General features: G+C 38.7%; 11 protein-coding genes and 1 pseudogene. 3 read left to right on the top strand and 9 right to left on the bottom strand.

Features of this window, described 5'->3' with window-relative positions; translation table 11 throughout:
- A partial coding sequence (locus tag O3793_RS06770; RefSeq protein ID WP_371446360.1) for a CshA/CshB family fibrillar adhesin-related protein occupies positions 1–3,543 on the bottom strand: 3,543 nt, incomplete at its 3' end.
- A gap of 307 nt (positions 3,544–3,850) precedes the next feature.
- Positions 3,851–5,221 (bottom strand): serine hydrolase, encoded by a 1,371-nt coding sequence (locus O3793_RS06765; RefSeq protein WP_371446359.1) that lies wholly within the window; start codon positions 5,219–5,221, stop codon positions 3,851–3,853.
- 92 nt (positions 5,222–5,313) lie between these two features.
- Here O3793_RS06765 and O3793_RS06760 point away from each other — a divergent pair.
- Positions 5,314–5,724 (top strand): annotated as a pseudogene (locus O3793_RS06760) (NUDIX domain-containing protein); the annotation flags it as partial.
- Positions 5,725–5,787: 63 nt separating this feature from the next.
- Entirely contained in the window at positions 5,788–6,339 is a 552-nt protein-coding gene (locus O3793_RS06755; protein WP_371446362.1) for a DNA-3-methyladenine glycosylase I, read from the top strand.
- 40 nt (positions 6,340–6,379) lie between these two features.
- On the opposite strand, the gene O3793_RS06750 is transcribed toward O3793_RS06755, so the two are convergent.
- From O3793_RS06750 to nrdI, 4 genes are all read right to left on the bottom strand, one after another.
- A complete protein-coding gene (locus O3793_RS06750) occupies positions 6,380–6,748 on the bottom strand; it encodes an Imm51 family immunity protein (protein ID WP_371446358.1) in 369 nt (122 codons plus the stop codon).
- 593 nt (positions 6,749–7,341) lie between these two features.
- Positions 7,342–8,352 (bottom strand): class 1b ribonucleoside-diphosphate reductase subunit beta, encoded by a 1,011-nt coding sequence (gene nrdF / locus O3793_RS06745; protein ID WP_371446357.1) that lies wholly within the window; start codon positions 8,350–8,352, stop codon positions 7,342–7,344.
- Between the two features lie 29 nt (positions 8,353–8,381).
- Positions 8,382–10,559, bottom strand: a complete 2,178-nt coding sequence (gene nrdE, locus O3793_RS06740; RefSeq protein ID WP_371446356.1) for a class 1b ribonucleoside-diphosphate reductase subunit alpha — start codon at positions 10,557–10,559, stop codon at positions 8,382–8,384.
- Entirely contained in the window at positions 10,552–10,917 is a 366-nt protein-coding gene (gene nrdI, locus O3793_RS06735) for a class Ib ribonucleoside-diphosphate reductase assembly flavoprotein NrdI (RefSeq protein WP_371446355.1), read from the bottom strand. Before nrdI ends, nrdE begins: the two co-directional genes overlap by 8 nt.
- A 257-nt stretch (positions 10,918–11,174) precedes the next feature.
- Between nrdI and O3793_RS06730 the strand changes: the two genes are divergently transcribed.
- Positions 11,175–11,615, top strand: a complete 441-nt coding sequence (locus O3793_RS06730) for a CopY/TcrY family copper transport repressor (protein ID WP_371446354.1) — start codon at positions 11,175–11,177, stop codon at positions 11,613–11,615.
- 73 nt (positions 11,616–11,688) lie between these two features.
- Here the strand turns inward: O3793_RS06730 and O3793_RS06725 are convergent, their stop codons facing one another.
- Genes O3793_RS06725 through O3793_RS06715 form a run of 3 tightly spaced genes read right to left on the bottom strand, consistent with a single transcriptional unit; the run spans position 11,689 to position 15,699 of the window.
- Positions 11,689–13,215, bottom strand: a complete 1,527-nt coding sequence (locus O3793_RS06725) for a BCCT family transporter (protein ID WP_371446353.1) — start codon at positions 13,213–13,215, stop codon at positions 11,689–11,691.
- Positions 13,208–13,942, bottom strand: coding sequence for a sugar phosphate nucleotidyltransferase (locus O3793_RS06720; RefSeq protein ID WP_371446352.1), 735 nt, complete (start codon positions 13,940–13,942; stop codon positions 13,208–13,210). Before O3793_RS06720 ends, O3793_RS06725 begins: the two co-directional genes overlap by 8 nt.
- Positions 13,942–15,699: an NTP transferase domain-containing protein gene (locus tag O3793_RS06715; RefSeq protein ID WP_371446351.1), complete on the bottom strand. Its 1,758-nt coding sequence runs from the start codon at positions 15,697–15,699 to the stop codon at positions 13,942–13,944. Before O3793_RS06715 ends, O3793_RS06720 begins: the two co-directional genes overlap by 1 nt.
- Between the last annotated feature and the right edge of the window lie 122 nt (positions 15,700–15,821).

Below are 15,821 nucleotides of genomic sequence, written 5' to 3'. Positions count from 1 at the left end.
TGTTACATCTTCAGCTGTTGGCGTTACAGCTGTTACAGTTGGTGTGTACTTAGCTGTTGCTGGAGTTCCGTTCGCGTCTTTCGCTTGAACAGTAATTCCATCTGGAGTTCCAACAAAGTCTTTGTTTGGTGTGAATGTTACTTCACCTGTTAATGGGTTAATTGTGTAAGTACCAACTTGTTTACCATCTTTCATCGCTGGTAATTCAGTCGCATCTGTTGGTTCTCCTGTGGCTGGATCAATGAATTTAGCTGGTTGATCAGCATCGATCTTCATTGGTACTTCAGAGTCGCCTTCTGTAAACTTAGGAGTTTCTTTTTGAGTTTGTCCTTGTTTACCTGTTGTAGTCTTATCTTCACCAGTTGGAGTTACTGGAGTAACTGTTGGTGTGTACTTAGCTGTTGCTGGAGTTCCGTTCGCATCTTTTGCTTGAACAGAAATTCCATCTGGAGTTCCCACGAAGTCTTTGTTTGGTGTGAATGTCACTTTACCAGTCGCAGGGTCAATTGTGTACGTACCTACTTGTTTACCATCTTTCATTGCTGGTAATTCAGTCGCATCTGTTGGTTCACCAGTTGCTGGGTCGATGAATTTCGCTGGGTTTTCAGCGTTCACAACCATAGGGATTTTTTCTTCTGCACCAGATTGTTGTTTAAATGTTACTGTATCAGATTGTGGTTGCCCTTGTTTACCAGTTGTTTCTTTGTTTTCACCTACTGGAGTTACAGGATTTACAGTTGGAGTGTATTTAATTCCGGCTAAAGAACGGCCAGTCGCTTCGTCCACCACTTGGATTAAGATTGGATCTGGAGTTCCAATAAAGTCTTTATTTGGCGTAAATTTCACCGTTCCATTTACTGGATCAATCTCATATAATCCAACTACCTTACCATCCTTCATCGCTGGAGCTTCATTACCAATGAGACCACCCGTTTCCGGATTCACAATAACCATTGGTGTTGTAGCAGAAGGTTTTACTTCGCCTTCTCCATTTGTAAATGTAAGTTTTTTGTCGTGTTCTAACCCTTGTAAATCTTCTGTAGTTACTTCTTCAGACAATGGAGTTACTGTTGGGATATAACGACCATCCATTGTGTTCGTTTGATCGCTGATGACAGGTTGAGAATTATCTTTTGTATTCCAACCAGTATCTACAGCATTGTTGTCAAGACGACGGATTGTAATACCCGCTGCAGTTCCAACAAAGCCGTTTTCTGGAATGAATTCCACTTGAACGTCTTTACCAGCACCTGTTACACGGTATTTACCTTCACCTGGTACTACATAAAATCCGTCAGCGTCTAATTCAACTTTATTTCCTTGCTCGTCAACAATATATGGAGCCACAGTTTCATCAATCACTGCATCTTCAGTTCTTGAGTAACGTTGTTTACCTTGAGCTGTGAATTCCACTGTTGCAGTTTGTTTCACGCCTTGTAGATTTGTAGTTTCTTTTTTGCTTCCTTTTGGTGGGAAGATTACTTGTGTTTCAAAGTCTTCTACTTCCCCTGACATTGACATACCTGTTGGGCTTTCAATATCTGGAGCATAAGTAGATACACGAACACGCACGCCTAGTTTATCTAATTGAAGATCGCTTAAGATTGGACCGTTGTTAAATTGTAATGTTACATTACCATCTTTAGTGATTGTTGCTTTTTCAGAGCGTTCGTTTTCGTCAAATTTACCATTTTGGTTAAAGTCAACCCATGCGTAAGCATAAGCTTCAGGAGCTCCACCAGTGTTTGCTTGTACTGTTAACGTATAGTTACCTGGACGTGTACGATCTAATGCGATCATTCCGTTTGTGTTGCCTTTTAAGTCTGTTGGTAAGATTTGGTCGATACCTTCATCGCCTGTACCGTCCTTATCGTCACCTTTCCAGTCTGTACGTTCTAAGTTTTCATCCATATCTGGACGAGTATCTCCAAAGTATGGTTGGTTAACGGCAGCGCCTGTTACCCCATTGACTTGGTTCATCGCGTGAGTTGCGATTCCGTATGAATCAGGTGCATCCCCTTCATCTAACGGTAAGAAACCAAGCATTGCGGATTGTTTACCTGAAGATGCGATATATAATCCAATTTCAGAAGCGCCACGTGTCATTACCATTGGGACTGCAAACAAGCTTGAAGAAAGGTTAGGACCGAATACACCAGTTCCTAAACCACCAGTTGTTGTATCTGGATTACCATAATACTTCCATGCAACAGTTTTTCCTTCTTCTCCTACAGCTGTTGCTCTACGTAGCAAGTTTAAGTTATTTGCGTATAGATTAATTCCATCTACCTTTACAGTAGTATTAGGTTTTGTAGGATCAAATAAGTCATTTGTATTTTGAGGAGCATAGTTTTTAGTTTTGGTGTTATTATTTTTTAACCATTCCCCGACATGTTGCCATCCTGTACCGTTAGTTGTAAATAAGGCTAATTCTCCTGGGTTCGCTGATTCACCATCGGCCATTACAATCGCTGGTTTTACAGTTTTACCTTTATATGTTGCTGAAATATCGTATTGAACCCCAATATTTCCTCCATCGTATTCTGATGAAATCGTTGTACTCTTCGTTCCTGTATCAATTCCTTCTGAACGAATTTCAGTCCAACGGTTTTGAGGGTCGGCAATTACTCGTGCTTCATCTCCATTTCTAAAAGCAGCATTTGTTTTTGCATTTGATGTCGAGTTAATATAACCATTTTTTGCGTTTGGATCATAAGTCGCTTTTTCTTCAGCTGTTGCGCCTTGATTTTCCATACGGTTCTTATAAATCTCTGTTGCTTGGAATGGTTTTAAAGATTTAACTTTAATTTTTACAATATAACCAGGCATAACTTCTTTTGTATAAGTTGCACCGACTGTTAATGCTAAGTGTCCATCGGCTGTTGTTTCAGCACCTGTCCAGTTTGCTTTATCACCAAAGTCTAACCATGAAACTTGTTTTAATAATTGTTCTGCTAAAATTTTTGGTGTGAAACCAGGTTTTTCTACTTTAGGAGTAGAAGTTGCGTCTACAACATCTTCACCAACTTTATCATCACTTGCAGGTGCAGCTTCACCTTCAGCAACTGCACGTCTTGAACGAGTACGTGGTTTGTTTTCTTCAGCTACTGTAGTTTCTTCTTTTTTCTCTGGAGCTGCAGTTGTTGCTTCTGCTTTCTCTGGAGCTGCTGTTGTTGCTTCTGCTTTCTCTGGAGCTGCTGTTGTTGCTTCTTTCTTTTCAGCAGCTGCAGTTGTTTCTTCTGTTTTTTCTGCTGGAGTTACTCCTTCAGCTGCAGTTGTTGCTTCTGCTTTTTCTACAGCAACTTCATAAACTGCTTTGTTGTCTTCGACAGTATCTTTCTTCTCTTCTGCAGGTTTTGCTGTTGCTTCTGCTGCTGTTGCTTCAACAGTGTCCGCATGTACAATTGTTTGCCCTTGTACAAACATAAATCCTAATGCTACAGCTACAGATGCTGTACCCATGCTTAATTTCTTGATTGCGTAGCGTGTTACTTTAGAACCGTTTTTACGCTCATTCATTTGAATATTTTTTGAACTAAACATCTTCTACCTCTTTTCTTTTTTCTTATTTTCTACTTCGATAATTTGTGATTTTTCACTGAAAAGGAAATAATTGCACCCTTATTCAGCTAAACATATTACCATATCTAATCGGATTTTCCAACTATTTCTACTCGAATCTCATTACAATTGCATTACATTTTTCTTGTGAATTGATTACTCCAAATTCTGAGAATTCAATTGTGAACAAAATATGAACACTATATCTAGTGTTTTCATTTGTTTTCATTATATCCACTGTGGTTTTTCTTAAAATTAGTACAGATATTTTTTAAAACTAATACAGATTCTACTTTTGCCTTCTTCTTAACCGCTCCTTTTTTCTTCTAATTCTTTTCTTTATTTTTAAAATCATGACTACAATGAATAGAACTCCTAACAACCCCAGCCAAACGATAAACGGAACTCTCAATAAGAAACGAAGTATTCCTTTGAGAATCTGCTTAGGCGTTTTTTCTTCTACTTGAGTAGTTTCGATATACGTTGATTCCACGGCATCATTGGCGGCTGGCTCTACTGTTACTGCGTACTCTTTATCATACAGCGTACCATATGGGGTTTGAACTTTTAATGTATTTCCTTCTAGCGTGTACTCAGGTTCTTTCCCTTTTTCTACGTATACATCAACCGTATGCTCTACTGTTACTTTTTGTCCATCGATTGTTTGAGTACCTGGGTTGAATACTGTCTTATGCTCGTAGTTCTTAAAAATATATTGCAATAATGCATTCCCGATTTTATGACGATTATACTCGCCGTGATGATCCGCGAATTGTCCGACTCCCAGAATCACTTCAACCAGCTCTACTCCATCTTGTTTGTAGATTCCAATATAATTAAATCCATCTCTTTCACTCGTCCCTGTTTTCAATCCAACGATTCCAGGAAAAGCCAACAAGTCCCCTTCAACCGAATGATTTGTATTCGTAATGGTTTTTGAATAAGGTGTTCCACTCATGACGGTTAATTCTTTATTCTTCGTAATTTCTGTTATTTCTGGATGCGCCTTTAGCATCGCTACAACCATCTTCGCTAAATCTCTAGCCGTTGATTGATTCGTTTCCGTTGAAGGATATCGTTGAACTGTATATAACCCTTCAAAATCATGCGTAACTGCGCCTGATGCTCCAACAAATTTTGTATTCGTCATTCCTAGCTCTTGTGCTTTTTGATTAATTAAATCTACGTAATCATCCGTATTTGGATTGATCAGATTTGCCAGCATTAAGACTGCAGCGTTTGACGAAGGAAGTAGCGCCATCTTAATCAGCTCACTTACTGGATATTCCACTCCTTCTACGATGGGCGAATTACTAAGGTTTGTCAGATTCGATATCGCTTGGTCATTCTTTGTCGCTACGACTTTATCCTGCAACGTAAATTTCCCACTCTTAATCGCGTCATACACCAAAAAGATTGTCATCAGCTTGCTCAAACTTGCTGGATCCACCACTCTATCTGGGTTCTCCTGGAAGAGGATTTCTCCATTCGAGAAGTTCACTACAATGTCTCCTTTAGGCGTATCTGCCTCGGATACAGAATTCCCTTCATTCTTTGTAATCGTAATACTTGATTCTTGTGCCAATACAGTCGTGATAGGCGCCAACATTCCAGTGAGCACCACACAACTCATTACAATTTTGAATAATTTTTTCACCATTTTTCCTCCTAATGTCCTACTCTCATCATATGAAATCCTTTCCAAAACTTCAATACTTTCAATATTAAAAAATCTTTACATTTCTTCGAAAAATGTCTAACCTTAGAACTAGAGGTGACAATATGAGACATTTAACTAAAAGTGCTGTTTTTCTTTTCTTTACCAAAGGAAAAAAGGTACTTCTTCAAAAACGAATGAACACTGGATTTATGGACGGCTATTACGATGCCACTGTGAGCGGTCATATTGAAGCCAATGAATCCATTACACAAGCAGCATTGCGTGAAACACGTGAAGAAATTGGCCTAGAAATTCCATCAAGTGCCCTTAACTTCTACACGACACTTCATATGCATTTTGACGAACATAATTATTTCTATTTCTACTTCCATGTAGATGTAACCACTCTTCCGAACTTTGAAATTCATAACGGCGAGCCTGGAAAAATTGAAGAATTCAAATGGTTCCCTTTAGCGAAACTCCCCAAGAAGATTTCAGATTTTAATAAAGCTGCTCTCGAAAACTATCAGACGGGTAAACCTCTTTCTGAATTCGGTTGGCCACAGATCCCTGAAAAATGTTCCTGGGCCTATCACTCACAAAAGATGATGGATTACCACGATAACGAATGGGGTGTCCCTTGCCACGATGACAAAGCTCTCTTCGAACGTCTCACACTAGAAACGATGCAAGCAGGCCTTAGCTGGGCAACCATTCTCAATAAGCGCGAAACCTTTAGAGAGGCTTTTAACAACTTCGATATCCAAACCGTTGCTACCTATGACGAAGCTAAAGTCCAATCTCTTCTTCAAAATGAAGGCATTATTCGCAATCAACTGAAGATTCGTGCTGCTATCGCAAACGCCAAAGCAATTCTTGCTATCCAAGAAAAGTATGGTAGCTTTGACGCTTTTTGTTGGAGCTTTGTTGACAACAAACCTATCATCAATGAATACACTACTATGGCAGAAGTTCCAGCCTTCACGCCCCTTGCCGAAAAGTTCCGCAACGCTCTTCTCAAAGAAGGTTTTAAGTTTGTCGGATCAACGATTGTCTACTCCTTTATGCAATCTATTGGTATGGTAAACGACCATTTAACAACTTGTCCATGTAAATAAAAAAATATCGTTATACCTTATACGGTATAACGATATTTTTTTAATCTAAGATTGCTCGACTCAATAAGTCTGTCATTTCACTCTCATCGTCGCACATCGCTTTAAATCCAACAGCAAACTTCTTCACTGCTTCCACATCTTCTGACCCGATTGAGAACAAACCCGCTTCCGAATCAAATGACAATGAGTCTAGTAATTCTGGCATCTTTTCTTCTAAAAAGACAGTCGCTAGCGAATTCCAATCATAGCCATTTCCAAGGAACCCCTCTTCTTGCCTAGTATCAAACACATTTTGTTTATAATCTTCATTTAACCAGAGCACGAGTGTTGCCCATACATCTTCAGTTCCCTCATCGAACACCATGAGTTTAAAGGGCTCTAATTGTTTATTGATTTCTTCGTATGACATCCCTTAACGACTCCTCCATTCATTTCCCTCTATTCTACCCATCATCACACCATTTGTCGAGCCTCCCCCATGAGGCGCGCACTCTCTGTCATAGAACCGGTTCATTAACGAGGTTGTTGAAGCTTGGATATGAACACACCAATAGACTTATTTCATCAAACAGATTCCTACATTACCATATTTGGTAATCAAAAACACGAAGCTAAGTAGAATTGAGACCGAGACTCAATCCTGTGAGTAGCACACACTCTATCTCAGCACCTCTCCATTGACCAGTGTGTTGAAGTTTGGATATGAACACTCCAATAGTTTTACTGCACGAAACAGATTCTAAAATACCCTGCTTTTTAAGGTAAAACACAAAGAGCCTCGGATACCAATAATCATAAGAATAACGTGCGTAACCAATGTGAATTACACTCTCTTGAAAATTTATTTTCTAGAGAGTGTTTGAAGCTTGGTAGCCTCAAGACCTTGGCTTGAGGCGATACAGTTATTCTTATAATTATTGAACGTAGCCGAAGGCTTTAAGTGTTTTACCTTTGCACAAACAAAAAAACAGGCTCCTTTTTAGGAACCTGTTTGAGTTGAAATCACAACCATTTTGTATAGTCTTCGTCATCCATTGCTTCAACACTACCGAGTAGGTACCCATTTCCGACCTGCGAGAAGAAGTCATGGTTACTTGTACCAGTTGAAATCCCGTTCATCACAATCGGATCCACATCTTCAGCAGTATCCGGGAACAACGGATCGAACCCTAAGTTTTGAAGCGCCTTATTCGCGTTATAACGAATAAACACTTTAACTTTTTCAGTCCAACCAACTTGGTCATAGATAGATTGTGTATACTTCACTTCGTTTTGGTAAAGTTCCAAGCATAAGTTGTATACCCACATCTTCATTTCTTCTTGTTCTGGCTCAGATAATTCGTTGTAGCCTTGTTGGAACTTGTATCCTGTATAAGTTCCGTGAACTGACTCGTCACGAATGATTAACTTGATGATTTCAGCTACGTTCGCAAGCTTGTTGTTTCCTAAGTAGTAAAGTGGTGTAAAGAATCCACTGTAGAATAGGAATGTTTCAAGCATTGTAGAAGCCACTTTCATCTTCAAAGCATCTCTACTTTGATAGATTTCGTTAATCTTTCTTGCTTTGAATTGTAAGTATTCATTGTTGTTTGTCCATTCGAAAATGTCTTCGATTTCTGCTTTTGTATGCAAAGTACTGAAGATTGTTGAGTAACTTTTCGCGTGAACAGATTCCATGAATTGAATGTTATTCCATACGGCTTCTTCGTGTTGAGTGCGCACGTAATCTTTCATTAAGCTTGCACCTTCTTCTGATTGAAGCGTATCTAATAATGTTAATCCACCGAATACTTTCCCCACTACATCTTTTTCTTCTGGAGATAATGTTCTCCAGTCGTCCAAGTCGTTTGATACTGGAATACGTGTATCTAACCAGAATTGCTCTGTTAGTTTTTCCCAAGTTAATTTATCAATCATGTCTTCAACTTGGTTCCAGTCAATCGCTTTATAGTACTCTACTGGTTGAGTAGAATTTTGAGAAAGAATCTCATTAAAATATCGTTTTGTACTCATGAGCTTTTGTCCTTTCTTTCGTATTCCCATTAAATGCTGCAGCTTTCGCAAGCATTACTTCCGATTTCATCGTTGTTTTCTGTAAATGTACGTACATAGTAGATTGACTTGATGCCTTTATTCCACGCGTAGTTACGTAAAATGTTTAAGTCACGTGTTGTCATCTTGTTCGTACGTCCTTCTTTCCATTCGTATAATCCTTCAGGAAGTTCTGAACGCATGAATAATGTCAAGCTCATTCCTTGGTCGATATGTTTTTGAGCTGCTGCGTATACATCGATGACTTTACGCATATCGATATCGTACGCTGATTTGTAGAATGGTAAAGTTTCGTTTGATAAGAATGGAGCTGGATAATAAGTCTTACCAGTCTTCTTCTCTTGACGTTCTTCAATTAAACGAGTGATTGGGTGTAATGAAGCACTTGTTTCGTTTACGTAGCTGATTGAACCAGTTGGCGCAATTGCTAAACGGTTTTGGTGATATAATCCACCGCTCATCACATCTTCTTTTAATTGTTTCCAATCTTCTGCAGTTGGAATTGGAAGTTTCTCGAAGATTTTCTTCACTTTTTCAGATTGAATTTGTACATCTTCCGCAATGTAGCTGTCGAAGTATTCACCTGTTGCGTATTTAGAACGTTCGAAGCCTTCGAATGATTTACCGCGTTCTTTAGCAATCTTGTTACTTGCTTTCAATGTGTAGAAGTTTAACATTCTGAAGTATAAATCAGTGGCTTCGATAGACTCAGGTGAGCCGTATTCCATTTGATTTAATGCAAAGAATGTGTGTAATCCCATCGCTCCAAGACCGATAGTATGTGCTTTGTTGTTTCCGTTTTTAACAGTTGGTACAGCATCGATACTTGAGTGGTCTGTTACGAATGTTAAAGCACGAACCGCTACATCTACAGAACGTTCGAAGTCAGGAGATTTCATTAAGTTCACGATGTTTGTTGAACCTAAGTTACAGCTGATATCTGTTCCTAAGTGTTCATATTCTTGAGCATTGTTGATTACTGAAGGCTCTTGAACTTGTAGGATTTCAGAACATAAATTACTCATGATAATCTTTCCATCAATTGGGTTTACACGGTTTGCTGTATCGATATTCACCACATATGGATATCCAGATTCTTGTTGTAATTTACTAATTTCGTTTTCTAAGTCACGCGCACGTAATTTAGATTTACGGATTTCAGGGTTGTTAACCATGTTGTCATATTCTTTAGTGATGTCCACATATGAAAATGGTACGCCGTAAATACGTTCCACATCATATGGGCTGAATAAGTACATAATGTCGTCGTTTTTGATTAATTCGTAGAATTTATCTGGGACAACTAACCCAAGTGATAATGTCTTCACACGCACTTTTTCGTCCGCGTTTTCTTTTTTAGTAGATAAGAACGATACGATATCTGGGTGGAATACGTTTAAGTAAACCGCACCAGCACCGTTACGTTGACCTAATTGGTTAGAGTAACTGAAACTATCTTCTAATAATTTCATAATTGGAACAACACCGCTTGATGCGTTCTCAATTTTCTTGATTGGGTCACCTGCTGCACGAACGTTAGACAAGCTTACCCCTACTCCTCCCCCAATTCTTGATAATTGAAGAGCTGAGTTGATTGTACGACCGATACTGTTCATGTCGTCTGTTGTTTGAATTAAGAAGCATGAAACGAGTTCCCCACGACGTTTTCTTCCGGCATTCAAGAATGTTGGTGTTGCTGGTTGGTAACGTTGTGTAATCATTTCTTCTGCTAAATCATGTGCTAATTGCTCATCACCATCTGCTAAGAAAAGAGCGTTAAATACAATACGATCTTCAAAACGTTCTAAGTAACGTTGACCATCGTTTGTCTTCATTGCATATTGTTTGTAGAATTTGAACGCAGACATGAATGAACGGAAACGGAATTTTTTCTTGTACGTTTCTTTCATTAATTTCTTAACGAATTTACGGTTGTATTTCCCTAAAAATTCTGCTTCTAAATAATCGTGTTCGATTAAGTAATCGAGTTTTTCATCTAATGTATAGAAGAAAACTGTATTTGGGTTAACGTGTTCTAAGAAGAACGCACGAACCGCTTCACGATCTTTATGCAATGGAATTTTCCCATCAACTGGACGGTTTAACTCATTGTTTAATGCGAAGTATGTAACTTCTTGAGTCTTGTTTATTAATTTTGGACTATCCAATCTCTCTCACCTTTTCTATTAGTATTTGTACATCTTTATCTGTACCTTGATTTTCAAAGCAATGCAGCAATGGAATTTGGTATTTAGCCGCTAACGCTCTGGCATTGGAACAAAAGCTCGTATTGAAATTGCGATTCCCTGAACCGGCAACCCCTTTTAATAGCGCGCGATTCTCGCCAAAATCAATAAATTCATAAAAAAAATTCGCCACTTGCTCTCCATAAGTTGGTGTAATGACGATATAAGGTTCTTCCATTTGTACTGTAGAATTTTTCTTAGAAATCTCAATAAAATCCCAGTTCAATTTTTTTACGAATTGTCTTGTCTTTCCAGTTAGCGATAAATAAACGACTTTCACGAATACTCCATTTCTGAATTCGAAATACACCTTCATGCATTTCTAGCTCACTTTAAACTCACGAAATTAATTATAGCCAGCCTAGAAGTTTTTTGCAACATTTTAACAACATTTTGTATTGTTTTTTTTACGAAACACAAAATATAGTGACTCCACCTACCTACCCCCGACATTTAGTGTACGCAAAAAATCAAGTAAAATGATTGACAGAAACGGTTGACGACTGTAGACTAAACATATAGAAAGGAGTTCTATTTATGACAGAATTTCAACCAATGAGCCCTTCTGAACGTCAAATTATGCGTGTCTTATGGGCCAATCCAAACAGCACAAGCGGATATATTATCGAGCAATTGCAACGCTCATTTTCATGGAGTGACTCGACGATTAAAACCCTCATTATCCGTTTAACCAAAAAAGGATATATCCAAATCGATAATCGAAAGAAACCATTCCACTACTCTGCGACGATTTCTGAGAAAGCACAACTCGACCAAGAGACCGATGTGCTTCTAGAACAAGTTTGCCATAAACAGAATGGAAATTTAATACATACACTGATCGATAAGGCCACTTTGAGCCAAGATGATATTCAAGTATTAGTGAACGCCTTAAAGGAGAAAGCAGCCACTGCTCCAACATCTGTTGCATGTAACTGCCTACCAGGACAATGTAATTGCCATCACCATCACAACTAACATAAAAACCTATTGCTTAAAGCCATAATGACTTTAAACAATAGGTTATTTTTATTTTTAATTATCTCACATCTTAATTTTTAAGATAGTCCTTCGCGTCCTTAAAGAAGCTAGCAATAATCATGACGATAATAATCCCAATTGGAAGTGCCGCAATAATTGCAACGGACTGTAAGTTATACATTGAGTTTTCTGAGAAAATCAATGCGATTGGGAACAAGATAAATACGAGTGACCAGAACATGCGGACACGTTTATCACTACCATGTGTGTGCTCTAATTCTTTGTATGAATAAGCAGACACCACAAGTGTTAAGGCATCGAATGTTGTCGCGTAGAAAGCAATCATCGTAACTGCTAGTAATAACAATCCAATGTTAGCTAAAGGCATTGTATCAAAAATTTTCAAAATTGCTCCAGCATAATCCGCATTATTACTTAAAATACCAGTAATATCCACCCCATGTTTTAATTGTTGGGCTAAGCCATAGTTTCCAAGAATGATAAACGCTGTAAACGTTCCAGCAATCCCCCACGCGTATCCACCAAGAACTGTATTTTTAATCGTGCGTCCTTTTGAAATACTACCGATAAAGAACGGCGTTGCCACACACCAAACCATCCAATATGACCAATAATAGATGGTCCATTTTTGTGGGAAGCTTGTTTCACGAAGCGGATCAAGCCACGTAGACATTCCGATAAAGTTTTGGATAAGGTTCCCAATAGCGCTAAACCCTGTTTCTAAGATATAAACTGTTTCTCCACCGAAGAATAAGAAATATCCGAGTAAGGCAAAGAATAAATACGTACAGATAGCAGCTAGTTTAGAAACGGCGTCCATCCCAAGCATTACGGTACTTGTATATACGGCTGCAATTAATAATAGGACTACAATCGTAATAATTTTCGAATTTTCAATCCCGAACACTTGGCTCATCGCTGCTGAAAGAAGCGGAGTCGCAAGTGAGAAAGTTGTTGCTGTCCCGGCGATCAACGCAAAAATAGCAATCAAGTCGATTGTTTTTCCCATCCATCCGTCAACTTTGTCTCCAAGGAGTGGACGACAAGCTTCAGAGAATTTTTGTTTCTCTACTTTACGGTTATGCAACATAAATCCAAAGGCCACTGCAAGCATGATGTAGAATCCCCATGCGATTGGTCCCCAGTGGAATAATGGGAATGTTGACGCCCATTTTTGAACACTACCGAGTTCACCAAGGTAAGATTCTTGCGCATATAATGCCCATTCAATCATCGCGTAGAATACGATATCTGCTGCCATTGTAGAAGTAAAGATCATTACACCCCATTGGAAGCTAGAATACTCAACTTTACTATCTTCTCCCCCGAGTACGATATGGCCGTATTTTGAAAAAGCCACATACACACTACAAAGAAACACACCAACTGCAAGCATCGCATAGTAAATACTGAATTGGTCGCCTAAGAAGCCACGAACACCTTCAAGAACAGCTGAACTTGCATCCGGGAACATCATAAATAGAATTCCTAAAACGACTACTCCAAATAGCGGTACAAGCGTTGCGACCCAGTCAATCTCGTCGCGAAGATTTTTCTTTTCTACTTCATTATTCATGATTTGCCTCCTCTAGAACACTCTTGTAAGAGTCATCTACTGCTACTAATTCTTCTAGGCTATCGATTTCAACGATATCCCCTTCTTGCATTGGATAAATGCCCATTTCATATTCATCTGGGTAGCAGAACATCGCCACATCATCCCAGTAAATATCATGGTTTTTCTTTTCCTCAAATTCGATTTCAAGATGACGTTTTAACTGTTGACCGTCTTCTTTCGTCCAACGAGAGATGCTAAATAATTGCCATCCCTTCTGTCCTCCAGTACGGCTACAACTCGTAACGACTCCATCGTCATCCACTTGCATCAACCATTCGTCGGTGCCATTTTCTACCGGAATACACGCATATCCTGAACGTGTAAACTCTGGATGTAATATTTCACTGTTGTAGATTAATTGGTCGCCATCTAGAATAATCACTTCTTCTAAATGGTCACGAACTACATACAGTGATGAAATATTATTAGCGACATCAAAGTATGGATTTTCAACGATGTTAATTTCTGGATAGTCCGCTTTAAGTTCAGCAAACTTCTCTTTTAGATAACCAACCACGACATAAATTTCATGGATTCCTTGTTCATGAAGTGCACCAATGACGGTGTCAATCATTCGTTTCCCATTTACTTTTACAAGCGGTTTTGGAATGGTATTTGTAATCGGACGCATTCTTGTACCTTTACCCGCAGCCATAATAATCGCTCGTTTTACTGTATTTGTCATTATTTTTCCTCTTTTGCTAATTCTTCTTGCACAATGCGGTAGAAATCTTTGGCATAACGGTATTGCATTAATGAGTACTCACCAAAGTCAACGCCGAGTGTGCGTTTGTACTCGCACCAGTTACTCCACAGCATACCGCTAATCGCCATATACGCATAGACTTTCAAGCGTGTCATCTTCTCACATTTTCCTTCGAAATAAAGGTCGATGAGTGCATCAGCCTGCTTGCGGTCATACCCTGCATAAATACAGAACATTGCAATATCAATATGCGGATCTTGCATTCCAGAGTATTCCCAGTCAATCAGACGAATGTCTCCCTCTTTTGTAAATAAGAAGTTGTCATAGACTGAATCGATATGACTCAATACGGGCTCTGCTTTATATTTTTCAACGAAACTCTTGAGCCCAAGAATCTTCTTCTGAATTTCAGCATGGTCTTTATAATAAGAAGATTGACCATTCCACAAGCTTTGATAAAACTCAATTTGCTTAAATGGATCGAAAGTATGCTTCACTTTTAATTTTGACTGATGGAACTCGCGTAATTTTGCCATACAGCGCTGTAAGTCTTTTTTATTCGTGCTATCGCATGAACGCGCTCCTTCCAGATACGCCGTAATCTTATATCCATTGTCTGGATTCATATACACCACATCATCGCAAATTTGCTTACCTTCTAAGACACGATACACATCTGATTCTTCCTTACGATTGATGAGATGGTCAGTTCCTTCTCCTGGAATACGCATAATGTATTTTTGACCCTTACAAGTAAATAGGAAACTACGATTCGTCATCCCTTTTTTCAATACTTCGATATTGACGATTTCGTCAAGCGTTACTCCTAGAGCCTTCGAGATTTGCTGCAAGGCATCCGTTTCTAAGTGCGAGGATGACTTATCGAGTTCACGGAGTTGTTCATACGTATTGATTTCAAAGACGGTTGCGTCATCCATTAGTTTAGGATAGACTGTATATTTCCTATTCTCGTCTTCAAGCGTTACTTCCCAGAACGACTTCTCATGTCTTTCTTCTGCAGCAGCAGCGTTTAATTGTTTTGCCACTGCCTTAGCGTCTTTTTCTGTTAAATAACAGATGCCATATGGACGATTTCCTTTCCCTCTTTTATCGCTAGTAATGATTTCTTGTTTCTTATTCACTCTAAAGAAGCTTTGTTCCACCTCTTCTTGGCCAAGTAAATACCATGAATACAATTCATCTGTATCAAATGGAGATTCCTTACACCATAAGTCACAAGGAACGATATACGTATTGCCTAGAATTCCTGCAACACGTTGTAATGAATAGAAATTATTTTTTGTCGCATAGTCTCTATTCACCGCAAGTTTCACTTGATAGTCATCCATTAAGTACTCGTATTGCTCTTTCATAAAGCCAACGACTACAGTAATGTCCGTAATCCCTACTGCTTGTAATTGCTTAATCAAGCGTTCAATCAGCGGCTCTTTCTTCACTTCAAGAAGCCCTTTTGGCGTTTCAGTATTAATTGGAACCATACGCATTCCAAATCCAGCAGCCAAAATAACAGCATTCTTTGGTTTATTTTTCTTAAAGAGCGCCTTTGCTTTACTTGTCAGATTAAATTTAGCATCCACAAGTTCCAGTTCTCGTAGTCGTTTTAATTCACGATTCACGAGACCAAGCGAATAGCCTGAAAGCTCTGCTAACTCTCTTTGATTTTGAATATCTTGTTGTTTAATAAGTTTTAGTAAATCGAGATTTGTTTTGTTCATATTATTTACCTCTCGTGTTTTTGTGAACAACATTAGTATACTTTGTTCCGTATCAAACTGCAAGTTTTTAGTGGTAAAGAAAGAGTTAAGAACATAAAAAAAGACTAGAGAAGAATTTCTCT

Origin of the sequence: Granulicatella sp. 20925_1_28 (genome assembly GCF_041433575.1) — a bacterium.
GTDB lineage: Bacteria > Bacillota > Bacilli > Lactobacillales > Aerococcaceae > Granulicatella.
This window is presented reverse-complemented; position numbering and strand designations above follow the sequence as displayed.

Excerpts from the sequence above, each read along its gene's own strand:
- O3793_RS06765 (WP_371446359.1), bottom strand. The coding sequence starts at position 5,221 with ATGGTGAAAAAATTATTCAAAATTGTAATGAGTTGTGTGGTGCTCACT.
- O3793_RS06750 (WP_371446358.1), bottom strand. The coding sequence starts at position 6,748 with ATGTCATACGAAGAAATCAATAAACAATTAGAGCCCTTTAAACTCATG.
- nrdF (WP_371446357.1), bottom strand. The coding sequence starts at position 8,352 with ATGAGTACAAAACGATATTTTAATGAGATTCTTTCTCAAAATTCTACT.
- O3793_RS06730 (WP_371446354.1), top strand. The coding sequence starts at position 11,175 with ATGACAGAATTTCAACCAATGAGCCCTTCTGAACGTCAAATTATGCGT.
- O3793_RS06725 (WP_371446353.1), bottom strand. The coding sequence starts at position 13,215 with ATGAATAATGAAGTAGAAAAGAAAAATCTTCGCGACGAGATTGACTGG.
- O3793_RS06720 (WP_371446352.1), bottom strand. The coding sequence starts at position 13,942 with ATGACAAATACAGTAAAACGAGCGATTATTATGGCTGCGGGTAAAGGT.
- O3793_RS06715 (WP_371446351.1), bottom strand. The coding sequence starts at position 15,699 with ATGAACAAAACAAATCTCGATTTACTAAAACTTATTAAACAACAAGAT.